Annotated in this window: 25 protein-coding genes; 16 read left to right on the top strand and 9 right to left on the bottom strand. The window is 32.4% G+C overall.

Annotation, left to right across the window (positions count from 1 at the left end; genetic code table 11):
- Nucleotides 1-162 precede the first annotated feature (162 nt).
- Entirely contained in the window at nucleotides 163-2,397 is a 2,235-nt protein-coding gene (gene katG, locus ACXAFS_RS08205) for a catalase/peroxidase HPI (RefSeq protein WP_475306321.1), read from the top strand.
- Between the two features lie 78 nt (nucleotides 2,398-2,475).
- The gene (locus tag ACXAFS_RS08200; protein WP_475306320.1) at nucleotides 2,476-2,946 is read left to right on the top strand and encodes an ankyrin repeat domain-containing protein; all 471 of its coding nucleotides are present in this window, start codon (nucleotides 2,476-2,478) and stop codon (nucleotides 2,944-2,946) included.
- A 52-nt stretch (nucleotides 2,947-2,998) separates the two neighbouring features.
- Here the strand turns inward: ACXAFS_RS08200 and ACXAFS_RS08195 are convergent, their stop codons facing one another.
- Nucleotides 2,999-3,637 carry a peroxiredoxin gene (locus ACXAFS_RS08195; RefSeq protein WP_475306319.1) on the bottom strand — a complete coding sequence of 213 codons (639 nt, stop codon included), beginning with the start codon at nucleotides 3,635-3,637 and terminating at the stop codon, nucleotides 2,999-3,001.
- A 102-nt stretch (nucleotides 3,638-3,739) separates the two neighbouring features.
- A complete protein-coding gene (gene nhaC / locus ACXAFS_RS08190) occupies nucleotides 3,740-5,227 on the bottom strand; it encodes a Na+/H+ antiporter NhaC (RefSeq protein ID WP_475306318.1) in 1,488 nt (495 codons plus the stop codon).
- Nucleotides 5,228-5,409: 182 nt separating this feature from the next.
- Between nhaC and ACXAFS_RS08185 the strand changes: the two genes are divergently transcribed.
- Both ACXAFS_RS08185 and ACXAFS_RS08180 read left to right on the top strand, forming a co-directional pair.
- The gene (locus ACXAFS_RS08185; protein ID WP_475306317.1) at nucleotides 5,410-5,838 is read left to right on the top strand and encodes a hypothetical protein; all 429 of its coding nucleotides are present in this window, start codon (nucleotides 5,410-5,412) and stop codon (nucleotides 5,836-5,838) included.
- Nucleotides 5,839-5,888: 50 nt separating this feature from the next.
- Nucleotides 5,889-6,911: a metal-dependent hydrolase gene (locus ACXAFS_RS08180; protein ID WP_475306316.1), complete on the top strand. Its 1,023-nt coding sequence runs from the start codon at nucleotides 5,889-5,891 to the stop codon at nucleotides 6,909-6,911.
- Between the two features lie 42 nt (nucleotides 6,912-6,953).
- Here ACXAFS_RS08180 and ACXAFS_RS08175 read toward each other — a convergent pair whose 3' ends face one another.
- Nucleotides 6,954-8,168 (bottom strand): aminotransferase class I/II-fold pyridoxal phosphate-dependent enzyme, encoded by a 1,215-nt coding sequence (locus tag ACXAFS_RS08175; protein WP_475306315.1) that lies wholly within the window; start codon nucleotides 8,166-8,168, stop codon nucleotides 6,954-6,956.
- A gap of 162 nt (nucleotides 8,169-8,330) precedes the next feature.
- Here ACXAFS_RS08175 and ACXAFS_RS08170 point away from each other — a divergent pair, with 162 nt between their 5' ends.
- From ACXAFS_RS08170 to ACXAFS_RS08150, 5 genes are all read left to right on the top strand, one after another.
- On the top strand, nucleotides 8,331-8,786 hold the full coding sequence (locus ACXAFS_RS08170) for an Lrp/AsnC family transcriptional regulator (RefSeq protein ID WP_475306314.1): 456 nt from the start codon (nucleotides 8,331-8,333) through the stop codon (nucleotides 8,784-8,786).
- A 1-nt stretch (nucleotide 8,787) separates the two neighbouring features.
- The gene (locus tag ACXAFS_RS08165; RefSeq protein ID WP_475306313.1) at nucleotides 8,788-9,414 is read left to right on the top strand and encodes a CPBP family intramembrane glutamic endopeptidase; all 627 of its coding nucleotides are present in this window, start codon (nucleotides 8,788-8,790) and stop codon (nucleotides 9,412-9,414) included.
- Nucleotides 9,415-9,482: 68 nt separating this feature from the next.
- Complete coding sequence (locus tag ACXAFS_RS08160; RefSeq protein WP_475306312.1) at nucleotides 9,483-10,037, top strand: porin family protein; 555 nt, start codon at nucleotides 9,483-9,485, stop codon at nucleotides 10,035-10,037.
- A 5-nt stretch (nucleotides 10,038-10,042) separates the two neighbouring features.
- Entirely contained in the window at nucleotides 10,043-11,443 is a 1,401-nt protein-coding gene (gene lpdA, locus ACXAFS_RS08155) for a dihydrolipoyl dehydrogenase (protein ID WP_475306311.1), read from the top strand.
- Nucleotides 11,444-11,528: 85 nt separating this feature from the next.
- On the top strand, nucleotides 11,529-12,134 hold the full coding sequence (locus tag ACXAFS_RS08150) for a hypothetical protein (RefSeq protein WP_475306310.1): 606 nt from the start codon (nucleotides 11,529-11,531) through the stop codon (nucleotides 12,132-12,134).
- Nucleotides 12,135-12,144: 10 nt separating this feature from the next.
- On the opposite strand, the gene ACXAFS_RS08145 is transcribed toward ACXAFS_RS08150, so the two are convergent.
- From ACXAFS_RS08145 to ACXAFS_RS08135, 3 genes are all read right to left on the bottom strand, one after another.
- Nucleotides 12,145-12,735, bottom strand: coding sequence for a hypothetical protein (locus tag ACXAFS_RS08145; protein WP_475306309.1), 591 nt, complete (start codon nucleotides 12,733-12,735; stop codon nucleotides 12,145-12,147).
- 66 nt (nucleotides 12,736-12,801) lie between these two features.
- Complete coding sequence (locus tag ACXAFS_RS08140; RefSeq protein ID WP_475306308.1) at nucleotides 12,802-13,512, bottom strand: LytR/AlgR family response regulator transcription factor; 711 nt, start codon at nucleotides 13,510-13,512, stop codon at nucleotides 12,802-12,804.
- Entirely contained in the window at nucleotides 13,505-14,506 is a 1,002-nt protein-coding gene (locus ACXAFS_RS08135) for a sensor histidine kinase (protein WP_475306307.1), read from the bottom strand. Before ACXAFS_RS08135 ends, ACXAFS_RS08140 begins: the two co-directional genes overlap by 8 nt.
- A gap of 260 nt (nucleotides 14,507-14,766) precedes the next feature.
- Between ACXAFS_RS08135 and ACXAFS_RS08130 the strand changes: the two genes are divergently transcribed.
- The 6 genes from ACXAFS_RS08130 to ACXAFS_RS08105 all read left to right on the top strand — a co-directional run bounded on the left by ACXAFS_RS08130 (nucleotide 14,767) and on the right by ACXAFS_RS08105 (nucleotide 18,045).
- Nucleotides 14,767-15,153, top strand: a complete 387-nt coding sequence (locus ACXAFS_RS08130) for a MotA/TolQ/ExbB proton channel family protein (RefSeq protein ID WP_475306306.1) — start codon at nucleotides 14,767-14,769, stop codon at nucleotides 15,151-15,153.
- Nucleotides 15,140-15,835 carry an energy transducer TonB gene (locus tag ACXAFS_RS08125; RefSeq protein ID WP_475306305.1) on the top strand — a complete coding sequence of 232 codons (696 nt, stop codon included), beginning with the start codon at nucleotides 15,140-15,142 and terminating at the stop codon, nucleotides 15,833-15,835. Before ACXAFS_RS08130 ends, ACXAFS_RS08125 begins: the two co-directional genes overlap by 14 nt.
- Before the next feature lie 100 nt (nucleotides 15,836-15,935).
- On the top strand, nucleotides 15,936-16,340 hold the full coding sequence (locus ACXAFS_RS08120) for a DUF2721 domain-containing protein (protein ID WP_331810124.1): 405 nt from the start codon (nucleotides 15,936-15,938) through the stop codon (nucleotides 16,338-16,340).
- A gap of 88 nt (nucleotides 16,341-16,428) precedes the next feature.
- Entirely contained in the window at nucleotides 16,429-17,022 is a 594-nt protein-coding gene (locus ACXAFS_RS08115) for an RNA polymerase sigma factor (RefSeq protein ID WP_475306304.1), read from the top strand.
- Nucleotides 17,006-17,179 carry a hypothetical protein gene (locus ACXAFS_RS08110; protein ID WP_171032484.1) on the top strand — a complete coding sequence of 58 codons (174 nt, stop codon included), beginning with the start codon at nucleotides 17,006-17,008 and terminating at the stop codon, nucleotides 17,177-17,179. Before ACXAFS_RS08115 ends, ACXAFS_RS08110 begins: the two co-directional genes overlap by 17 nt.
- A 32-nt stretch (nucleotides 17,180-17,211) precedes the next feature.
- Complete coding sequence (locus tag ACXAFS_RS08105; RefSeq protein WP_475306303.1) at nucleotides 17,212-18,045, top strand: mechanosensitive ion channel family protein; 834 nt, start codon at nucleotides 17,212-17,214, stop codon at nucleotides 18,043-18,045.
- 94 nt (nucleotides 18,046-18,139) lie between these two features.
- On the opposite strand, the gene ACXAFS_RS08100 is transcribed toward ACXAFS_RS08105, so the two are convergent.
- The gene (locus ACXAFS_RS08100; protein ID WP_475306302.1) at nucleotides 18,140-19,498 is read right to left on the bottom strand and encodes a DEAD/DEAH box helicase; all 1,359 of its coding nucleotides are present in this window, start codon (nucleotides 19,496-19,498) and stop codon (nucleotides 18,140-18,142) included.
- Nucleotides 19,499-19,537: 39 nt separating this feature from the next.
- The gene (locus ACXAFS_RS08095; RefSeq protein WP_475306301.1) at nucleotides 19,538-20,428 is read right to left on the bottom strand and encodes an aldose 1-epimerase family protein; all 891 of its coding nucleotides are present in this window, start codon (nucleotides 20,426-20,428) and stop codon (nucleotides 19,538-19,540) included.
- A gap of 83 nt (nucleotides 20,429-20,511) precedes the next feature.
- Between ACXAFS_RS08095 and ACXAFS_RS08090 the strand changes: the two genes are divergently transcribed.
- Nucleotides 20,512-21,813, top strand: coding sequence for an anthranilate synthase component I family protein (locus ACXAFS_RS08090; protein WP_475306417.1), 1,302 nt, complete (start codon nucleotides 20,512-20,514; stop codon nucleotides 21,811-21,813).
- Between the two features lie 99 nt (nucleotides 21,814-21,912).
- On the opposite strand, the gene ACXAFS_RS08085 is transcribed toward ACXAFS_RS08090, so the two are convergent.
- Complete coding sequence (locus ACXAFS_RS08085) at nucleotides 21,913-22,602, bottom strand: hypothetical protein (RefSeq protein WP_475306300.1); 690 nt, start codon at nucleotides 22,600-22,602, stop codon at nucleotides 21,913-21,915.
- Nucleotides 22,603-22,671 lie beyond the last annotated feature (69 nt).

The following is a 22,671-nucleotide window of genomic DNA, read 5'->3' as shown; positions in this document are numbered from 1 at the left end:
TTAAACAAAAGATTAGTTTTTTCAATTGTTTAAAATAATTCTAAATAAACTCATCATAGATAATGGCTATTGAAAAATAAATAGATAATATATTTTTAACTAAACAGCACTACATAATTTCATAATTTTATGAAGTAAAAATTTAATCTTAAAACCAAAAAAATGGACAATAACAACACAGACACATTTGAGCTTAATGAAAGCGACGCAAGCAAGTGCCCTTTTTTAAGCGGTAAACAAAATACTGTCGGAGGAGGCGGTGTAAGAAACAGAGATTGGTGGCCAAACGAACTTAAATTGAATATTTTAAGACAGCATGCTGCCAAATCTAATCCACTTGGTGAAGATTTTGATTATGCTAAGGCGTTCAACAGCCTTGATTACGATGAATTAAAACAAGACTTAACAAAATTAATGACCGATTCACAAGATTGGTGGCCTGCAGATTATGGGCATTATGGAGGTTTTATGATTAGAATGGCTTGGCATAGTGCAGGTACATACAGAGTTGGTGATGGAAGAGGAGGCGCAGGTACAGGTAACCAACGCTTTGCGCCAATTAATAGCTGGCCAGATAATGGAAATTTAGACAAAGCGAGATTGTTGTTGTGGCCTATTAAAAAGAAATACGGAAACAAAATCTCTTGGGCAGACTTAATGATTTTAGCAGGTAATGTAGCATTAGAGTCAATGGGATTCCCAACATTTGGTTTTGCAGGTGGTAGAGAAGATATTTGGGAGCCAGAACAAGATGTATATTGGGGAAGTGAAACAGAATGGGGAGCAAACGATGACCGTTATGGTAATAGCAGCAATTATGCAGAGCGCGATTTAGAAGATCCTCTTGCAGCAGTGATGATGGGTTGGATATATGTAAACCCAGAAGGTCCAGACGGTAAGCCAGATCCTATAGGTTCAGCTCATGATGTAAGAGAAACTTTTGGACGTATGGCAATGAATGATGAAGAAACTGTAGCATTAGTTGCAGGTGGACATACTTTTGGAAAAGCACATGGTGCTGCAGATCCTGGTCAATATGTTGGTGCAGAACCTCATGGTGCACCAATGGCAGAAATGAGTATGGGATGGAAAAATACTTATAAAAGTGGTGTTTTAGATGATACAATAACAAGTGGAATAGAAGGAGCTTGGACACCAAATCCAACACAATGGGATGCTGATTATTTCGATGTACTTTTAAATTACGATTGGGAGTTAACTAAGAGTCCTGCAGGTGCGCATCAATGGACACCAACAGCAGAATCTAAAGCACGTATGGCACCAATGGCAGGTGATGCTTCTAAAAAGCAAGCCTTAATGATGACTACTGCTGATATTGCTTTAAAGATGGATCCAGAATATTTAAAGATTTCTAAAAGATTCCATGAAGACCATAAAGCTTTTGAAGACGCTTTTGCTCGTGCTTGGTATAAGTTAACACACAGAGATTTAGGTCCAAAAGACCGTTACTTGGGTCCTGAGGTACCAAAAGAAGATCTAATTTGGCAAGACCCAATACCTAAAGTAGATTACACATTAAGTGATTCTGATATTGAGTCATTAAAGAAAATGATTTTAGCATCTGGATTAAGTATTCCAGAATTGGTAAGAACAGCTTGGGCTTCAGCATCAACGTATAGAGACTCTGACAAGCGTGGTGGTGCAAATGGTGCACGAGTAAGACTAGAGCCTCAAAGAAGCTGGAAAGTAAATAATCCTAAAGAACTAAATAAAGTTCTAAATGTTCTTGAAGGTATTCAGAACGAATTTAGTGGTACGGTTTCTATGGCAGATTTAATTGTATTAGCTGGTAATGCTGCAATTGAAGAAGCTGCTAGTAAAGCTGGTCATAATGTTTCAGTGCCATTTGCTCAAGGTAGAGGTGATGCAACACAAGAGCAAACTGATATTGAGCAATTCAATTATTTAAAGCCTCTTGGTGATGGATTTAGGAATTATATGAATGCTAACCTAGATGTTAAAGCCGAAGATTTATTAATAGATAAAGCCAATTTAATGGCATTATCTATACCAGAAATGACTGTTCTTGTTGGTGGTATGCGTGTGCTTGGAGCTAACTATGATAGTTCAAAACATGGTGTATTTACTGATAATGTTGGTCATCTGACTAATGATTTCTTTAAAAATCTTGTAGATATGACCTATACTTGGAGTGCTACTTCTGATGAAGAAACTCATTTTGAAGGTAGAGATCGTAGAACAGGTGAAGTGAAATTTACAGGTACACGAGCAGACTTAATTTTTGGTTCTAATACAGAATTAAGAGCGGTTTGTGAAGTTTATGCTGCTGATGATGCAGAAGAAAAGTTTGTAAGCGATTTTATTGCAGCATGGACTAAAGTGATGAACGCAGATAGATTTGATTTGAAGAAATAATCGATTAATAGCAAAATTCAACTAAAAGAAGGAATGTGTTAGATTTTAGCACGTTCCTTTTTTAATTAAAAAATAAAAATGAACGAACAAGAACTATTTTTTAGAACGATACAAACAGGCAATATTGAAAATTTAGGACTTCAGTTAGATAGAAATCCAGATTTAGCCAATATTAAAGATACAAGAGGATTTACCCCGTTAATTTTTGCAACGTATTTTGGTCAAGAAAAGATTGCAAAACTACTGATTGAAAAGGGATCGAATATTGACGCACAAGATGCCTCTGGAAATACAGCCCTAATTGGCGTAAGTTTTAAGGGTAATAAAGATTTGGTAGATTTACTATTAGCTCATAATGCTAATGTAAATATTCAGAATAAAAACGGAACAACTGCATTATCCTTTGCTACGCAGTATAATCAAAAAACTATCGTAGAAACTTTACTAAAGCATGATGCTGATAAAGCTATTAAAGATAGTGATGGTAAAAATGCTTTAGATTATGCTGAGGAAAAAAGCTTAAATGATATTATAGAAATATTAAAATAGAGTTATAAAAAAACCACTTCAATTGAAGTGGTTTTTTATGAAATGAATTTTTTTAATTCATGTGTTTTTCTAAGAAATCTGCAACGCCTTCGTGTGTAGCTTGCATTCCGGTTTCACCTTTATTCCAGTTAGCAGGACAAACTTCACCATTTTCTTCAACAAATTGTAACGCATCTACCATACGCAATGCTTCATCTACATTTCTACCTAAAGGTAAATCGTTAACTATTTGATGACGCACAATCCCTTCTTTATCTATTAAAAATAAACCTCTGTATGCTATTAATTCACCTTCCGCTTGTAACATATCGTTTTCATCGTAGTAATAATCACCAGCCAATACATCAAAATTCTTAGAGATGGTTTTGTTGGTGTCAGCTACTAAAGGATAAGTAATTCCTTTAATACCACCTTGATTTTTTTCAAGTTGTAACCAGCCAAAGTGAGATTGCTCAGTATCAGTAGATACTGCAACTACTTCTGTATTTCTAGATTTAAATTCTTCTAATTTTCCTTGAAAAGCGTGTAGTTCTGTTGGGCAAACAAATGTAAAATCTTTTGGGTAAAAGAATAGTACAACATGTTTTTTACCAATGAATTGATCTAGAGAGAAATTTTCTACAAAATCACGACCATTTACTACTGCTTGCGCATTAAATTGAGGGGCTTTTTTACCGACTAATACAGCCATTTTTATATTGTTTTTAGTTAAAATTTAAAATCGGCTGCAAAGATATACATACACTTTACATTTAACAATGATAAATGCTTTAAAAATGTATAAAATTTCTTATTAAAGTTTACCTGAAAGTTGCTTTATTTTTATTCTAAAAGCGGCAAAAAGTAAGGTTGTAAATGGGCTTAACCAATTAAAAATGGCATAGACAAAATAATCTGCAACAGGTACACCTAAAACACCACTTTGATAAGCGCCACATGTGTTCCAAGGAATTAAAACAGAGGTAACCGTACCAGAGTCTTCTAAAGTTCTACTTAGATTTTCGGGTGCAAGTCCCTTGTCTTCATATGCTTTTTTGAACATTTTGCCTGGTACTACAAGAGCAAGGTATTGGTCAGAAGCTGTTACATTGAGAGCTAAACAACTTGCAACTGTACTTGCAAATAATCCAAATGTTGTTGATGCTAAACTTAATAATGCCTTACTGATTCTCGCTAGTGCGCCAATAGCATCCATAACACCACCAAATACCATAGCACAGATAATAAGCCATATCGTACCTAACATTCCAGACATTCCACCTGATGAAAATAAATCATTTAGTTCTTTGCTTGTCGTTTCTACAGAAGTATCTACAGTCATCGCTTTCATAACTCCTTTGTAAGCAGAGTTAAAAGTTAAATTTTTGGCTTCTGCAATAGTGGTAACTATTTCTGGTTGTGCAATAATAGCTGCAACACCTCCCAACAGTGTTCCTATCAACAACGCCACCAGAGGTGGTGTTTTCTTTATAATGAGAAGAATGACCACAATCGGTACTAAAAATAACCACGGAGATATATTAAATGCACTTTTTATTGCCTCAAGCTTGTCTGAGATATCAGGTGTACCTGTAGTATCTATTGATAGGCCAATAATTATAAAAACTATTAGTGTGATTACTACAGTTGGCACAGTAGTAATAGCCATGTACTTTATATGAGAAAATAATTCGCCACCTGCCATAGCTGGTGCTAAATTTGTAGTGTCGCTTAAAGGAGACATTTTATCACCAAAATATGCGCCAGATAAAACAGCACCAGCTGTCATTCCTAATGATATTCCTAGAGATTCACCAATTCCAATTAATGCAATACCAACAGTTGCTGATGTGGTCCATGAGCTTCCAGTAGCTACTGAAATAATAGCACAAATAATAACACAAGCTGCTAAAAATATTGTAGGATTAAGGATTTGTAGTCCATAATAAATCATAGTTGGAATTATACCGCTAATTAGCCATGTACCTGCTAAAGCACCAACCATTAGCAAAATTAATAATGCTCCAGAGGTAGACTTTACGTTTTCGGCTACTTCATCTAACATTTGTTTATATGAAACATTGTTGTAAAAGCCAACAATAGCTGCAACTGCAGCACCTAATAAAAGAATAAACTGATTACTTCCGCTTAATGCATCATCACCAAATACAAAGAAAACATTGTAAAAAAGCATCACTATCAAAGCAAATACAGGGATTAAAGCTTCCCATATGTTGAGTTCTTTATTTTCTATGATATTTTCGTCTTGCGGTTGTCTTGGCTTAATATTTTGACTCTCCATGGATTTTTATTTATCTCTGTAATGTTACAACTTTCATTACTTATTTCAAAAATTCATAATTATTACAGTTCGTCTAAGATTTCAATCGTTTTAAAATGTTTAACATGTATTTCATCGAAAAGTTGTGACTAAACCTGTGGTTAACTGTGTCTTAAAAATAGTTAACCCAAATATATTTTGTTATGTCTATCATTATTTATGTTTTAATTTTTGCCATATTGGTTTTTACAGTTGGTGCTTATTTTATGACTATGAGTCCAAGTCCAATTGCTTTCAATAATGATACTTCTCATAATGGGTTATATGCTTTTAACTCTAAATCTAATTTTAATATTTCTGTTTTCTCATCTTCAAAATGCAAAGAAGATAAAGAGTACATAATAAATAAAGAGTTGGAGATTCAGCAAGAGATAAAAAAACAGCGTAGACAACTAAAAAGAAATTTAAGAACTCTAAACTATATTACACTTCTACAAGCAGATGCACACATGATTAAAGATCCAAAGCGTTTAGAGGAAATTAGTAATTTAAAAGAAGGTATAGAGCGTCAAATTGTAAAAAATACAAGACTTTTAAACAATTACAGACAATTACAGATTACTTCAAATTAATTCAGTTTTAAATCTACTGTAATCCTTTAATTGTACTTTTGTGTACACTTATGGATTCATTAACTCAAATAGTCTTAGGTGCAGCTTGTGGTGAAGCTGTACTAGGAAAGAAAATAGGCAATAAAGCGTTACTTTTTGGTGCCATTGGAGGTACAATCCCAGATCTTGATGTTTTTGCTGGAGCTATTCTATATAATAACGAGATTGATACTATGCTCTTTCATAGAGGGTTTATGCATTCTATTCTGTTCTCTATTTTGGGAGCTTTTTTATTAGGATGGCTAGTCTATAAGTTATATAACACAGGTAAGCGCCTTAATACAACAAGCCTTAGTGATTGGATAAAATTATTCTTTTGGTCATTATTTACGCATCCAATCTTAGATAGCTTTACGCCATATGGTACTCAGCTATTTGCGCCATTTTCTAATTATAGAGTTGCTTTTAATAATATAGCAGTGGCAGATCCTTTATATACAATTCCTTTTTTACTTAGCATAATTGTTTTAATGTTTTACAATCGTAAAAATGAAAAACGACGATTTTGGTTAAAAGCTGGAATAGGAATAAGTTCTGTTTATATGCTATTTACAATTTTTAATAAGCTTTACATTGATAATGTCTTTAAGTCCTCATTGAAAGAAAATGATATAAGCTATGCAAGATTTAGTACACAACCTGCAATTTTAAACAATATTCTTTGGTATGGCATTGCTGAAACAGAGCGTAATTATCACGTTGGTTTTTATTCGTTATTTGATACATCTAAAAGTTTTTCAGATTGGAAAACCATTCCAAAAATTAGAGCACTCACATCGTCTGAATATAAGGACATTGAAGATTTAGCTTGGTTTAGCAACAATTATTATAATGTTGAATCTCTTGAGAACGAAGAATATATTTATAGAGATTTAAGATACCCTTTAGTGCAAACCAAAGAAGGTTATAAAGCAATTTTTAATCTAAAATTATTTAAAGATAATAATCGCTTAAATATGATGCCTTTTGAACCTGAGATGGAAGATTTTAGTTTTACAATGACAGCACTTTGGATTCGTCTAAAAGGAAAATAAAAAGCCTGATTTTTATAATCAGGCTTTTTTAAATATTTATTTTTAAGCTAATTCAGCTTCTAGGATATTGAGTTCAATCATACAAGCTTTCATCATTTCGTAGGTACGATGTATATCTGCATCTAAACCTATAGAAAAACGAATAAGCCCATCGCTCAAGCCCATTTCTTCTTGTTCGTCTTCTGGTATTTCAGAGGATGTAGAACTACCTGGAGCACTAAATAAAGTTTTGTAGAAGCCTAAGCTTACAGCCAAATAACCTAAGTTACGTTCTTGCATTAATTCCATTAATGCATTGGCTTTGTCTAATGATCCAACATCAATAGTTAACATACCTCCAAAGCCATACATGTCATTCATCATGGATTTAAACAATTCGTGAGAAGGGTGAGATGCTAACCCAGGATAAACAGTTTTTAGACCATCTTTTTCAAATTTATCAGCTAGGTAGCTAGCATTATGGCTGTGCTGTTGCATTCTAATGTGTAATGTTCTAAGGTTTTTTAACACAGATGCAGAGCGCAAACTATCCATTGTTGATCCTAATAACATTGCAGCACCATCATTTACATTTCTTAATTGATCTATAAACTCTTGCGTACCACAAACAACACCACCAACGGTATCTGAAGAACCATTAATAAACTTTGTTAAACTATGAATCACCACATCTGCTCCTAATTTTGCAGGTGAGATAGATAATGGCGAAAATGTATTGTCTACTACCAATTGCAGATTGTGTTTTTTTGCCAATTCAGCTAATCCTTTAATGTCAGCAACTTCCAGCAATGGGTTGCTTACAGATTCGCAATAAAGTACTTTAGTTTTTGGTGTAATGGCAGCTTCAACAACATCTAATTTAGTAATGTCAACAAATGAAGTATTAATGCCAAGTCTTGGAGCAAAGTTTTTTAAGAAAGCATAAGTTCCTCCGTAAATGGTTCTGCTGCTTACAATATGTTCTCCTGCTTCGCACAATTGCATTAATACAGGTGTAATTGCTCCCATACCAGAAGCTGTAACTGTTGCAGTTTCTGTATCTTCCATGGCAGCAAGAGCTTCACCTAAATACAAATTTGAAGGTGAAGAATGACGCGAATATAAATAGCAACCATCTGCATTACCTTCAAAAGTATCGAACATGGTTTTGGCAGATAGAAATGTGTAAGTAGAAGAATCTGAAATCGATGGATTTACACCACCAAACTCACCAAAATATTGTAAGTCTTGTATGTTGTTTGCAGGCTTAAATTTCATTTTAATAATATTTAATTGGTTTATACAAAATTGATTTATTTTAGAATAAAAATCAATAGTATTTAAATAATGGTGATTATTATTCTGTAAATATTCTATTTAATAGAATAATAATCCTTATTTTTAATCAAAATATGTTATTATCCGAAAAATATTAATCAAATGTTAGATGATTTAGATAAAGAGTTGCTAAAGCTTCTTCAAAAGGATAGCAAACAAACTAATAAAGCGCTTTCTTATGCTTTAGGGCTGTCCGTTACTGCGGTTTATGAACGTATTAGAAAGTTGGAAAAAAATGGCATCATAAGTAATTATGTTGCTTTAATAGATAAAAAAAAGGTAGATAAAGCTTTTGTTGCTTTTTGCCATGTAAAATTGGTGCAGCATTCTCAGGACTATGTTATGAAATTTGAGCGAGAAGTTCGTAAATTAGACGAAGTGCTAGAGTGTTACCATATTAGTGGAGACTATGATTATTTATTAAAGGTTCTTGTTAAAGATATGGAGGCGTTTCGAGATTTCATGGTAAAAAAGCTCACTAAAATAGATCATATAGGCAGTACACATAGTATGTTTATGATTAACGAAGTAAAACACACCACAGCAATAACATTATAATATGCAAAGCATAAGGTATAGACTTGTTGAGTTTTTTATCGTGTTTATTTTAATACCGATAAGTTTTGTATTAGAGTTTCAGCTATGGTTCAAATTAGCTATAGGATTATTTGGTTTTATTTATGTGGTTTATGTTTTATTAAAGGTTGAAAATAATAAGTTCAAAATAAGGCAGCATATTAACTGGACACAGTTTTGGCAGAGAACTCTTATAAAGCTTATTGTAATAGGTGTTATAACTACTTTGTATATGTATATAGTTGACCATAAAAATTTATTTGTAGTCATAAAGTCTAAGCCATTATTGTGGGTAGCAATTTTGTTTATATATTCTGTCTTTTCTGTATATCCACAAGAATTGGTCTACAGAACGTTTTTCTTTCAACGTTACGAATCCTTATTTAGAAGTAACGCCTTGTTTATTTTAGTGAATGCAGCCTTATTTTCTTTGGCACATATATTCTTTAGAAATACTCTGGTTATGATACTCACATTTGTAGGTGGTATTTTATTTGCATTAACATTTCGGAAAACAAAATCAACACTTTTAGTTTCTGTAGAACATGCTATTTATGGCTGTTGGCTTTTTACGGTAGGCATGGGTGAGATGTTAGGTTTTCCGACCTAAGGCTTTAAGAGATATTTAGTAGTATTTCAATAAACTATATTGTATTTTTGTGGCTCACTAAAGAATAGATGAGACTACTTTTTGTTGTATTGTTTTTTGTTTGTTGCAATCTTAGCGCACAACAGCACCCAGTTGGTATAAAAATAGGAGGTAACCTTGCAAGTCTTGCAGGTGATGGTACATTAGATTTATCATCATTAGTTAATTTTCATGCTGGATTTTTTATGGAGATTGATATAACTAAAGATGTGAAAGTTCAGCCTGAATTGTTATTCACAGTTTATGGTTTTGAGTTGAGTGAAGGTGAGAATAAAAGCGTAAGACTAAATTATGTTGCTTTACCAGTAATGGCAAAGTATTATTTGTCCGAAACATTTAGCCTAGATGCAGGTCCACAAGTAGGTCTGTTGGTCACAGCAAAAAACGGAACAGGTTCTTTGGCTGATGTAAAAGCAGATTTTTTTGATAGAGACTTTGGTATTAACTTAGGAGCTAGTTATGCAATTTCCAATAAGGTTAGCGCGTCTTTGCGTTACTATTTTGGTTTAACAGATGTTACCAGAGTAGAAACGAAAAATCAAAATAGAGCATTTCAATTATCATTACAATTTAAAATAAAATAAAATATATGAATTCTTACGATGTAGCAGTAATAGGTTCTGGTCCTGGTGGTTATGTAGCAGCAATACGCTGTGCGCAACTAGGTATGAAAACTGCAATTATTGAAAAATATTCTACACTAGGAGGTACATGTCTTAATGTAGGATGTATTCCAAGTAAAGCCTTATTAAGTTCTTCGCATCATTACGAAGAAGCTACAAAACACTTTGAAGAACACGGTATAGAAATACCAGGAGAAATTAAAGTAAATCTTGAAAAGATGATAGCGCGTAAGCAAGCTGTTGTTGACCAAACCACAGGAGGCATAGATTTCTTAATGAAGAAAAATAATATTGATGTTTACGAAGGTTTAGGATCTTTTAAAGATGCTACACATATTAAAATTGAAGGAAAAGATGCTGGCGAGATAGAAGCTAAAAATACCATTATAGCCACAGGTTCTAAGCCATCAAACCTTCCTTTTATCAATATTGATAAAGAACGAATTATCACATCTACAGAAGCTTTAAAATTAAAAGAAGTACCAAAGCATTTAATGATTATTGGAGGTGGAGTAATTGGTTTAGAGCTAGGACAAGTTTACCGTCGTCTTGGTGCTGAGGTGACTGTAATTGAGTATATGGACAGAATTCTACCTACCATGGATGCAGGTTTGTCTAAAGAGCTTAATAAAGTCTTTAAAAAAGCAAAATGCAGCATGATGGTGTCTCATAAAGTTCAGTCTGTAGAACGTAATGGAGATGAAGTTGTAGTTAAGGCTGAAAACAAAAAAGGAGAAGTTGTAGAGTTTAAAGGAGATTACTGTTTAGTATCAGTTGGTCGTCGTCCATATACAGATGGATTAAACGCAGAAGCTGCAGGAGTAAAACTTAACGACAGAGGACAAGTAGAAGTTAATGAGCATTTACAAACCAATGTGTCTAACATCTATGCAATAGGAGATGTTGTTAAAGGAGCAATGTTAGCACACAAAGCTGAAGAAGAAGGTGTTTTTGTAGCTGAAACTTTAGCAGGTCAAAAACCGCATATAGATTACAACCTAATTCCTGGAGTAGTTTATACTTGGCCAGAAGTTGCAGCAGTAGGTAAAACAGAAGAAGAATTAAAAGAAGCAGGTACTGAATATAAAGTAGGTCAGTTTCCGTTTAGAGCTTTAGGAAGAGCCAGAGCAAGTGGAGATATTGATGGCTTTGTAAAAATATTAGCAGATAAAACTACAGACGAAGTTTTAGGCGTACACATGATTGGTGCACGTTGTGCAGATTTAATAGCAGAAGCAGTAACAGCAATGGAGTTTAGAGCATCTGCAGAAGATATATCTAGATACTCTCACGCTCACCCAACCTTTGCAGAAGCTGTTAAAGAAGCTGCATTAGCAGCAACAGACGATAGAGCGTTACATGTTTAAATAGAAATATTATTATTTAAATTTGTTTCAGAATCAAAAAAGCGGACTCAAAATGGTTCGCTTTTTTGTTATTAATTTTTTACAAATGAACCTTCAACCCTTAAAAATACCTTCAGGCTGGTCAGTTGATTGGAATTTGTTAACCGATACAGATCCAACGGAAGACACTATAAACGACTTTACAGGTAGTTCTTTATTGCTTATCAGTTCGCATACACGACTAAAAGCTATTGATGTATCATGGCGGCCAGAGGGAGACATTAACGGTGCATACCAACTACAGGTTATTTATTTACTTCCAAAATTCAATACAAAAACCAATACACTTGATTATGAAGGTGTTTGGGAGGCACCAGAGTTAGAATTTTCTACCAAAAACCGATTAGAACTAGTTGATAAGTTAAATCATCTACTGTTTTATTTAAAGCCTTATACAGATACACGCATTTTGCTAAAACCTGGTGTTGTAGATGAGCCTAATGAAGCTATAAGACAAGAGTTTTTAACCAATGGTTTAACAGAAGAAATTGCAGAAAAAATATTGTCGTCTAACCATAAAAAACTTCAAGAGTTAATTCTGGATTGTGCAGATGTTTCAAAAGTTATTGTGGAAACATTAATGCAATCAGGTGCAAGTAGAGGAGTTAAGAATAAAGCTAAACAAATACTTTCCAGTAAACGCTTTAAGTAAAGTAAAAGGATTATAACTCTTGCATTAAATCAATAATTCTTAATCGCTTGGCATAGCTGTCTTCGTTAACATCTCTAACAAAACAATAGGCGCTAATAGCTTCGTTTTCTACCTTTTCTTTCAGTTCTTCAACTGTATTTGGTCCAAATTCTTTAGATTTAGAAATGTAGTAGAATTCGTGTTTGTGTATAACCTTATTAACCTTCTTTTTGTATTTTGTTTTTAAGTATTCCTGAATGTCTTCAATAGAATTTAGTTCTTCAGAGTAATTTGTAGTATTTATATACATGGCAAACTCTTCCTTGTCCTGATGATTTAAAACTAAAATATCATCGTCCTTAAAATAAGCCTTAACAGTAATAACACCGTCTTCAGTTTCTATAGTAAAAATGTTGTGAATGCTTATAGTCCAAGATGTTGTAATGGTAGCATCTTTCCTCTCGATTTCTAGGATATTATCATCTCTAAAGGTGTAAATAGCTTTCTTTTTAGAAATACCATTTACCAAAACCCATTGCTGATTTATAAAATGAGAATCGTGATGACGATCGTAATCAAACGGTTTTAAATTAGGGATGGTATTATGAAGATATGCACTCATTAAGCAGTTAATAACATAGTCTAGAGACTATGATAACGATAGATTTGGACTTTTATTTACCTAAAGTTAATAATTTTCAAGATGATTTAAAACATCTTTCTTGTAACTTCGACTAATAGGTATTGCTTTTCGATTAACTGTAACCTCTTCATTTGTAAAGGATTCAATTTTGTTTAAGCTTACGATATAAGACCGATGAATTCTTAAAAAATCTTTTTGAGGTAGTTTAGCTTCAATAGCACTTATTGTTTCTCTTGTAACGATGCATTGATCTTTAAGGTGAATTTTAATGTAATCGCTCAAACTTTCGATATAAAGGATATCGCTAAAAGTAATTTTTAGCATACGTCTGTCTGACCTCACAAAAATGAAGTCATTATTATCTGTAGGTTTTAATTGAATGTCTGATTGAACTGTATTGACTTCAAAATAACGATTTACGGCTTTTAGCAATCGCTCAAAAGGTATAGGCTTTAATAAATAATCTACAGCTTGAAGATCAAAGCCCTCTACAGCATAGTCTCTGTAAGCGGTTGTAAAAATTATTTTTATGTTTTTATTGATGGATTTAGCAAAGGCTATGCCTGAGATTTCCGGCATGTTAATGTCTAGAAAAATCAAGTCAACGTCATTATTATTTATAAAATTAAACGCTTCAATGGCATTTTTACAATGTGCAATGACTTCAATATTTTGTATTTGAGCTAAGTGTGTGGCAATGATGTCTCTAGCCATACTTTCGTCATCAACTATAATACAAGAAATAGGTTTAGTCATTAGTATGCTTAGAGTTTATATTCAGTTTTAAATCTACATAAAACATAGAATCATCCTGATTGATATTTAAATCATATCTGTTAGGATACAACAGTTCTAATCGTTTTTTTATGTTTTGTAATCCAATACCTTCATTGTAATTGTTTGTATTAGATTTACTGTTACTGATTTTAAAATCAATAGTTTCGGCAGTCGCAACTAAGTCTATATTTATCGTTAAAACACCATCTTTTAAAGTGCCATGCTTGAAGCTATTCTCTACAAAAGGAATAAATAGCATTGGTGCAATATGAATAGTCTTTGATTGAATATCTTTTGAAAACGAAACATTTAAGGTGTCACTAAATCGCGTTTTTTCTAAAGCAATATAATCTTCAATATGATGTATTTCTTCTTCTAAACTTACAAAAGGTTTATCGACTTGGTAGAGCAAGTAATCTAGTAGGTTAGATAATTTTAAAATCATTTCTGGTGTATCATCAGATTTTTTTAGCGCAGAACCATACATTGTATTTAATGTATTGAATAAAAAATGAGGATGAATCTGCATTTTTAAATATTTGAGTTCCTGCTCTTTTAGTTTCAGTTGTGTTTCTAAAATTTTTGTTTCTAGTTTTTTTGTAATTTGACTTTGCTTTAGGTTGAGTTTTAAAAGTTTGAAGGCACTCACTACAATAACTATTAGATAAATACTGGTGATAATAAACAAAGCACTTTTACCTATAGCATTCATCTTTTCAAATTTAAAATTTGTGAGATAGGCCAAAGCAAAAAATATTGAAAGGCATATCCCAAAAACCGAAATAATTACGGTATACAAGCTATAAATACAGAATTGTACATAACGCTTGGTGATTAAGTAATCTGGAATAAGCTTATAAATAGAGACATAAGTTGTTGCTATAGTTATAGGCATTAAAAACAACGAGAAATAGATAACTTTGCTATCTAGAGAATTATCAACATCAAATACTGAAGCAAAAAGGAGAAGCACTAAAATCCAAAATATAATATGCAGGAGTACTTGTTTTATTCTTAAGATAAGGACGTTGTTCAATGCTTAAATAATGATGATAATACAATAATAACCTAAATTTAAATAGAAACTATCTTTTGTAGACGAATGACGGATTTAGTTATGGTTTTAACATTAAGGTTATAACCATAGCTAAAATGGTAATTCGTCGCATTTCAAATTTTTAAGACAATACTTACTGTAAGTTTGTTTTAAGTTTAACCATTAAATTAAAAAATATGTTTTCATTAATTCTTTTAGGAAATCGCTTGCAAGAAGGTGGGCCAGCAATGTATATTATATTATTAGTCTTTCTGCTTTCATTAATCTTTGTCGTTATCGCCTTCGTAAAAAGAAAGAAAGACAGTTTAGTGGCCCAAAAAATGATTAGCCTAGCTGCTGAGTGCAGTCTCATTGCCTTGGTAGTTGGATGTTTGGCATCAGTTGTAGGAATTATACAGTTGTTTGATATGGTAGAATCCCTTGGAGATGTAAACCCAGCATTATTTTCAGGTGGTCTAAAGGTGTCTTTACTGACAATTACATTTGGGTTGTTTTCATTTACAGTGGCACGTATTGGTATTTTGACTTATAAATGGAGTTTAAAACCAAATGAAACCAACTAAAAGAAGTCTCATGAGATTTTATTTAAAAAGAAGAAGATTACTAGATCCAAAACTTTTATCAGTATTAACTATTGTTTTTATGTGTTTTTCTTGTAATGAAGCACCAAGCTCTACAAGTAAAACGGATAGCGAATTAATAATGAAAATCAACGCTGTACAAGAGCAGATCATGGTGCAAGGTAATATTACAGAAAACGAAGAGCAGGCTTTGTTAAGTTTATGTAGTATAATATCCCATAATGATGGTTTAGCAAATTATGATTCTAATAGTAGAATGGTGCTTAAAGATGTAGAATTAGCACCGATTTATAAAGGCTGTGAAAAATTGTCAATAGAGGAAACAAGAAAATGTTTTAATAACAAAATTTCAACATTTGTAGAACAGGAGTTTAATTTAAGTCTGTCTAAAGTTTTAAACCTTTCAGAACCAAAACATGTTGATGCTTTTTTTATAATTGATGAAAACGGAAAAGTCACTGGCATGAAAGTTAGAGATGCTGAAGTAACTATTCAAGCAGAAGTTTTAAGGGTTCTTAGAAAGATGCCAGAAATGAAACCAGCCTTACATAATGGAAAGCCAATTTCTGTTTTGTGTTCAATTATTATCAAATATGGAAATGAAATAGAGGTCGATGCTGTTTATATTCCAGAAATACCTGATGATTTAGAATTAAATAATTAATTATTGTAGCTAGAAAAAGTATTATTTAAAAGCGAACCTTAAAAAGTTCGCTTTTTTTATATCTAGAAATTAAATTCATTAATTTTGTAAAAATTTTCTTATGGAAGAGCTAACATTAACAACACCAGCACTTTTGTTTTCAGCTATATCTTTAATTATGTTGGCTTATACCAATAGATTTTTGGCTTATGCTGCAATCATAAGAAACCTTAGTGATAAGTATTTAGAACGAAAAGAAGTAGTGTTAATTAGACAAATTAATAACTTAAAACTAAGATTGAATCTTACAAGATGGATGCAAATCTTGGGTATCTCCAGTCTATTACTCTGTGTGCTAACAATGTTTTTAATTTATATAGATCAGCACAATGCGGCAGTTTGGATATTTGGATTTGCTTTGTTGCTACTTATTTTGTCTTTAGCGTTATTAATACGAGAGATCCAAATTTCAACATTGGCGTTAGAGCATCATCTAAAAGATATGGAAGACCAAATAAGTGAGTAAAATTTTATAAATTTAATTGTGACCTGTTAAAAAACTATGTGTCTTAAACGTATAACCAACCAAGTTAAAATAGAATTTACAAAGAAAATTGACTAAAGACGCAATTCATAGCCTAACCGATGAAGCGCTCGTAGAAGCAATCGTTAAAACCAACGACACTATGTTGTTCGAGGTGCTGTACGACAGATATGCTACTATGGTGTACAATAAGTGCTATGGTTTTGCTAATGGTGTCGATGAAGCTAAAGATTTAACACAAGACGTTTTTTTGAGAGTCTTTATTAAATTAGCTAGCTTTAAGGGTAAATCTAAATTTTCAACTTGGCTTTACGCATTTACATATAATCATTGTGTAAATTACGTAACCAGAAATACAGCAAAAAAGATTGAAAAACAATCTGTAAGTTCTGAAAATGTTGATATTCAAAATATAGGTGAGGAAGTAGATTCTACGCGTGAGTTTGAAAGTATGCGAGTAGATCAATTGAAGAAAGTGATGGAGCTGATTTCACCTGAAGAAAAAATGATACTATTACTAAAGTACGAAGATAATTTAACCATTAAAGAATTATCAGAAGCTTTAGAGATTGGTGAGAGTGCAGTTAAAATGCGCCTAAAAAGAGCAAAAGAAAAACTTGTACGTAAGTACGAAAATTATACGAAAGATGGAGAATCCATTTAAACAAATAAACCAGCCTTTAAAAGAGGTTCCAGCAGAGCTGAAAAGCAAAGTCATGCACGACATTGCTATGGCGAAGCTATTTATGGAGCTGGCTGAGTTATTCTCGTATAATATTGGCCACATTATAGATAGTGTAACGGCTAGCAGAAAAGAATAGATACTTAACACCCTAACAAAAAACGAATAAGTATGGATAAGGTAAACGAATTTTCAGATGTTGCATTAAAATCGCTAACCAATATTTGGTTTGAGATTACTAAAATATTTCCAAATATAATAGGTGCTTTTATTGTTTTGGTTATCGGTTGGATTGTAACCAAGCTGGTAGTTAAGATTATTAAAAAGGTACTTAAGGTAGTTAAAGCAAATAAATTAGACGATAAGCTTAATGATATTGAAATTATTGAAGGCAAAAAGCTAAATTTCGATACAGTAAAGGTGGTCTCTAATATTGTTAAATACTTAATGTATATGATAATATTTGTTACTGCTTCAGATATTATGGGCTTAGACATTATAACAGAACAGATTAGTAATCTGCTTTCTTACATTCCACAGTTATTGTCTGCAATAGTTATTTTCGTAATTGGTTTATTATTCGCAAATTTTGTAAAGAATGGATTAAAGTCTCTTTTTGAGTCAATGGATCTTTCTGGCGGAAAAATGATTAGCCAAGTGGTATTTTTCTTAATGCTAACTTTTATTGGCGTAACAGCTTTAAATCAGGCAGGTATTGATACTGAAATTATTACAAACAATATCAACATGATTATTGCAGCATTCTTATTAGCATTTGCAATTGCTTTTGGTTTAGGTGCAAGATTAGTAGTTGGTAAGCTAATGCAAACATTCTATGCAAGAAAGATGTTTGAAGCAGGTCAAAAAATTACATTTAACGGAGAAGCATATGAAATTGATGAGGTTAAGAGCATCTCTGTAATCTTAAAGAATTCTAAAGGAAAATTAATTGTTCCGATTAATGATTTAATGGAAAATCAAGTACAAATGCAGGATCAACTATAAGGTTAGGGTTATAGATTTTATTTACATAAAATGCGATCCTGCAGTACTTGACGTATAAGGACGACCTCTTCAATTTTTGAAGAGGTTTTCTTTTTTATCTCCGTTTCTTTTTATTGCGTTTATTATAATTTTTGTCACCTCTTGTTTTAGGTTTCTTGTATTTTTTAGCAATTTCTCTTCTATAAGAACCACCTAGGTTTACTTTTTTGTTTTTCTCTTTTTTCTCATGAAAAGCAGGTCCAGGTATATCTTCTGTGCTTCGTTTAGTAGGATTATTGCGCTCACGAATTTGAGGACGTTCCTCTTCAATCAGTTCAGTAGAAATTGTCACATCTTCAGGTAGTTCCACTAAATCAATTTTCATTTGCATTAAGCCTTCAATACGTTCTCTGGCTTCCTGTTCTTTCTCAGTAGAGAATAACAAAGCATTACCTTGTTTCTCGGCACGACCAGTTCTACCAATTCTATGCATGTAGTTTTCAGGATAGTCAGGTGTGTCAAAATTAATAACATGCGTAACATCATCAATATCTAATCCTCTTGCCATAACATCTGTAGCAACGAGTATGCGATGTTGCCCTTCACTAAACTGTTCTATACTTCTAAGTCTATAGTTTTGTGTTTTATTAGAATGAATTACGCATGAATCTCCTGGGAAAATCTCTTCAAGCTGATCAAATAAACGGTCAGCCATTTTCTTGTAAGCTACAAAAATCAGAACTCTAGAGTATTCACCTTTATCACTAAGTAACGATTCAAGTAAGTTGACTTTCGTATAAAAATTAGGAACATTATAGCGTTTTTGCTTTATATTTTCTAGAGGTGTACCAGAAACAGCAATCGATATCTTTGTCGGATTAATGAAAAAATCCGTAATCAATTCGTCAACATCAGCAGTCATTGTTGCAGAAAACATTATGTTTTGTCTGCGTTCTGGCAAGATGTCAAAAATATTCATTAGTTGATGTCTAAAACCTAGATCTAGCATCACATCAACCTCATCAATAACTAATTTTTGAATAGATTTAAGCTGTAACACTCTACTCACTGCTAAATCATAAAGTCTTCCTGGTGTTGCTACAATAATATCTAAGCCTTGAGCTACAGCTTGTTTTTGAGTATTAATATTTGTACCTCCATAAACACCTAAAACACGGTTATTAATGTATTTAGACATTTTTTCTATTTCGCTTACAACCTGTACAACGAGTTCGCGTGTTGGTACCAAAACTAAAACTCTTGGGTTGTCTTGTCTTGAGTATTTAAGATGACGCAGAATAGGTAACATATAAGCAAAGGTCTTACCAGTACCAGTCTGAGCGATACCTACCATATCTTTGCCAGAAGCAACAACATTAAAAGCTTCAGCTTGTATTGGAGTAGGACTCTCAAAGCCTAAGTCTTCAATAGCATTGTATAAAGGTGTGTTTAGATTTAAGTCTTGAAACGTCACTACTATAGATTTTGTGCAAAGCTACTATTAATTATCTAATCAGTTTAACAAACTATTATTAACTGTAATACTATAGGTGGCAATAAACGTTTTATTTGGCCCTAAAGAGATAATACCTTCCTTATTTTCAATTTGTTGATTAGTGTCTTCTGCATCTGCAATACCAATCCAAGGCTCAATACAAACGTATGGTGCATTTGGTTTTGCCCAAATACCTAAAAATGGAAACCCTTCAAACTTTACATTAAGAATTTCACCTTTTTCTTGATGTTTTAATGCTACCTGTCTCGATTTTAATTCTTTGAAAATTAAAGCATCTTCGTTAAATAAATCTCCATGAAGATTAATATGTTTTGGAGTATCAAAAACTGCTTTGGTTTTTTCTGTAACCAATCCGTTTTCCATGTTTAAAAGATAAGATTGGCTAAATTCTTCATTTTCAAATTCCAAAAAATAATCGGTATATAATTCATCTTTAAACAAAGGGCAAGCAAAAGCAGGATGCCCTCCAAGTGAAAAATACATAGTCTTTGAATCTAAATTTTTAACTGTGTGATGTATCAAAAGTTCATTACCCTTAAGCTCAAAAGAGATTAAAAATTCAAATTCAAAAGGGTAAATAAGCCTCAGTTGATTATTTGATTTAAGCTGAAATGTAATTTCCGAATCTGAACTGGAAATTACATTAAAATCTTCATTATGCCTTACAAAACCATGCTTGGGCATGTTGTATTGGTTTCCATCAAAGAAATAGCTATCATTTTTCATGGCTCCAATAATTGGAAACAGATTTGGTGCATGACTTCCCCAAACATTTGGATTAGCTTCCCAAATAAACTCAATATTGTTTTTTACGGAATTAATGCTGCACAATTCAGCACCTTTTGATTTTATTTCAACTTTCAGTAGGTCGTTTTCTAAAAATGGCATGGTTTTTATTTTTTATTGAAAGATACAATTCTTCTACGCTAGAAAATGTATTCTCATTATTTTTACAAAATTATTTTACTCGGTTGAGAAGATCACACAAACAAAGTATAAAAAATCAAGAAGCTTTTAAACTACAATTGTTGTATTGGGCACAACAATTTGATGATGTTGTTTGGTTAGATTCTAATGATTATAAGGCGCAATATAGCAGCTATGATGCTGTATTGGCAGTTGATGCCTTTACAAGTTTACAAACCGATTTTATTGAAGCTTTTGAGCGCTTAAAAGAATACCAGCAAACAGTTAACGACTGGATTTTTGGGTATTTAACTTATGATTTAAAAAATGCAACAGAAGATTTAAAATCTAATAATTATGATGGATTAGGATTTCCGGATTTGTATTTTTTTCAACCAAAAAAACTAATTTTAATTAAAGACAACATTGTAGAGTTTCAATATCTAAAAATGGTAGATGATGAGATAGAAGGTGATTTTAATAATATAATGAATTGTCATTGCGAGGAACAAAGTAACGTGGCAATCTCTCATAACCCAATTAAAATAAAACTCAGAATTCACAAAGACGAATACTTTGAAAAAGTCAACACAATGTTGACTCATATTCACAGAGGTGATATTTATGAAGCTAATTTTTGTCAGGAGTTTTATGCTGAGAATTCTACCATAAATCCAATAGAGACTTATAAAAAGCTAAACAAAATATCCAAACCACCTTTTGCAACGTTCTTTAAGTCTTTTGATAAATATTTGTTGTCTGCATCGCCAGAGCGTTATATAAAAAAGATAGGAGATAAGGTTATTTCGCAACCTATAAAGGGTACCGCAAAACGCTCAACAAATAAAGAAGAAGATAAGCAATTAGCAGAGGCGTTATCTAATGATCCTAAAGAGCGTAGTGAAAACATTATGATTGTAGATTTAGTACGAAACGATTTGTCTCATACAGCAACAAAGGGAAGTGTACAGGTGGAAGAATTGTGTAAAGTGTACTCCTTTTTACAAGTACATCAAATGATATCTACCATAACTTCAAAAGTTTCAGAAAATATACATCCTGTAGATATCATAAAAACTACATTCCCAATGGGAAGTATGACAGGAGCACCAAAAATCTCAGCAATGAAAATCATTGAAGACCTAGAGGAAACTAAACGAGGATTATATTCTGGTGCAGTAGGTTATTTTACACCAGAAGGCGATTTCGACTTTAATGTAATTATCAGAAGCATTCTTTACAACGAGACCAAAAAATATGTGTCTTACTCAGTTGGTAGTGCCATTACAGCAAAGAGCAATCCTCTTAGAGAATACGAAGAATGTTTGGTTAAGGCCAAAGCAATGCGAGAGGTGTTGGAAAATTAGATCATTAGATAGTAAGACTCCTAAGCCTTCAGAAGCTTTCTAATAGTAACATTATCTAACTCATCTAAACATCTAACAATCTAACAGATCCAATAAAACTTATTCCAAATGACTTCTAAAACTCTTTTTTACTTTATCGAAAATTAACTCAACACGCGAAGTTGCTATATTCTTAATTTTAGCAATATCATCAAAATCTAGATTACCAAAAATGTATAAATCTACAATGTTAGAGATATTAATTGGCAGCCAACTGTAAAAACGACCAAAGACTTTAGGTGATTGGGTTTTAGATAAATTTTCAAGCTCAAAAGCTCTTAGGATAGAGGTTTCCTTATCTTCATATAAGTACAATTCATTGTCCATATCTTGTCTATAAGAAATATCATTGAGCTCAGTATTTAGAATTAAATCCAAATCAGCATCTATGGTGTAATCTTCACCAAGTTTGGCAATTTCATGCTTTCTAATTTCATCTGTACTAATAGTATTCTTATGAAAGACTTCCTTCTTAAATAGTTCGTTCATATAATTATCTACAAGTTTAAAAAGCTCAAGTTTAATAGCCATACGTTCAGCTTCTATATTAAAACCATTGCTGTATAATTGTATGATACATTCATCAATAATACCATTAGACGAATACATGTTTTTAGGTAAAATACCTGTGGATTCTGCAATGTAAATTCTATGCTTTACATAAGGATGCAAATGTGGCACTGCAGAAAGTACTTTTTTATCAAAAGCAGTTTGTGCAGACTTTGACGATAGTTCTTTAAAAGTGCTCATAACCATTGTTTTAAAGTTATTTCTCTAAAGTTACTAATAAACAAAACAACACTGCATGATAATTATCAT

The sequence above is a fragment of the Winogradskyella sp. ABM4_392 genome (assembly GCF_056160445.1).
The sequence above is the reverse complement of the archived record's forward strand: the minus strand, read 5'-3'. Positions and strand labels throughout refer to the sequence as shown.

Bases quoted from the DNA above. Each gene is read 5' to 3' on its own strand.
- katG (WP_475306321.1), top strand. From the start codon at position 163: ATGGACAATAACAACACAGACACATTTGAGCTTAATGAAAGCGACGCA.
- ACXAFS_RS08200 (WP_475306320.1), top strand. From the start codon at position 2,476: ATGAACGAACAAGAACTATTTTTTAGAACGATACAAACAGGCAATATT.
- ACXAFS_RS08195 (WP_475306319.1), bottom strand. From the start codon at position 3,637: ATGGCTGTATTAGTCGGTAAAAAAGCCCCTCAATTTAATGCGCAAGCA.
- nhaC (WP_475306318.1), bottom strand. From the start codon at position 5,227: ATGGAGAGTCAAAATATTAAGCCAAGACAACCGCAAGACGAAAATATC.
- ACXAFS_RS08185 (WP_475306317.1), top strand. From the start codon at position 5,410: ATGTCTATCATTATTTATGTTTTAATTTTTGCCATATTGGTTTTTACA.
- ACXAFS_RS08180 (WP_475306316.1), top strand. From the start codon at position 5,889: ATGGATTCATTAACTCAAATAGTCTTAGGTGCAGCTTGTGGTGAAGCT.
- ACXAFS_RS08175 (WP_475306315.1), bottom strand. From the start codon at position 8,168: ATGAAATTTAAGCCTGCAAACAACATACAAGACTTACAATATTTTGGT.
- ACXAFS_RS08170 (WP_475306314.1), top strand. From the start codon at position 8,331: ATGTTAGATGATTTAGATAAAGAGTTGCTAAAGCTTCTTCAAAAGGAT.
- ACXAFS_RS08165 (WP_475306313.1), top strand. From the start codon at position 8,788: ATGCAAAGCATAAGGTATAGACTTGTTGAGTTTTTTATCGTGTTTATT.
- ACXAFS_RS08160 (WP_475306312.1), top strand. From the start codon at position 9,483: ATGAGACTACTTTTTGTTGTATTGTTTTTTGTTTGTTGCAATCTTAGC.
- lpdA (WP_475306311.1), top strand. From the start codon at position 10,043: ATGAATTCTTACGATGTAGCAGTAATAGGTTCTGGTCCTGGTGGTTAT.
- ACXAFS_RS08150 (WP_475306310.1), top strand. From the start codon at position 11,529: ATGAACCTTCAACCCTTAAAAATACCTTCAGGCTGGTCAGTTGATTGG.
- ACXAFS_RS08145 (WP_475306309.1), bottom strand. From the start codon at position 12,735: ATGAGTGCATATCTTCATAATACCATCCCTAATTTAAAACCGTTTGAT.
- ACXAFS_RS08140 (WP_475306308.1), bottom strand. From the start codon at position 13,512: ATGACTAAACCTATTTCTTGTATTATAGTTGATGACGAAAGTATGGCT.
- ACXAFS_RS08130 (WP_475306306.1), top strand. From the start codon at position 14,767: ATGTTTTCATTAATTCTTTTAGGAAATCGCTTGCAAGAAGGTGGGCCA.
- ACXAFS_RS08125 (WP_475306305.1), top strand. From the start codon at position 15,140: ATGAAACCAACTAAAAGAAGTCTCATGAGATTTTATTTAAAAAGAAGA.
- ACXAFS_RS08120 (WP_331810124.1), top strand. From the start codon at position 15,936: ATGGAAGAGCTAACATTAACAACACCAGCACTTTTGTTTTCAGCTATA.
- ACXAFS_RS08110 (WP_171032484.1), top strand. From the start codon at position 17,006: ATGGAGAATCCATTTAAACAAATAAACCAGCCTTTAAAAGAGGTTCCA.
- ACXAFS_RS08105 (WP_475306303.1), top strand. From the start codon at position 17,212: ATGGATAAGGTAAACGAATTTTCAGATGTTGCATTAAAATCGCTAACC.
- ACXAFS_RS08095 (WP_475306301.1), bottom strand. From the start codon at position 20,428: ATGCCATTTTTAGAAAACGACCTACTGAAAGTTGAAATAAAATCAAAA.
- ACXAFS_RS08085 (WP_475306300.1), bottom strand. From the start codon at position 22,602: ATGAGCACTTTTAAAGAACTATCGTCAAAGTCTGCACAAACTGCTTTT.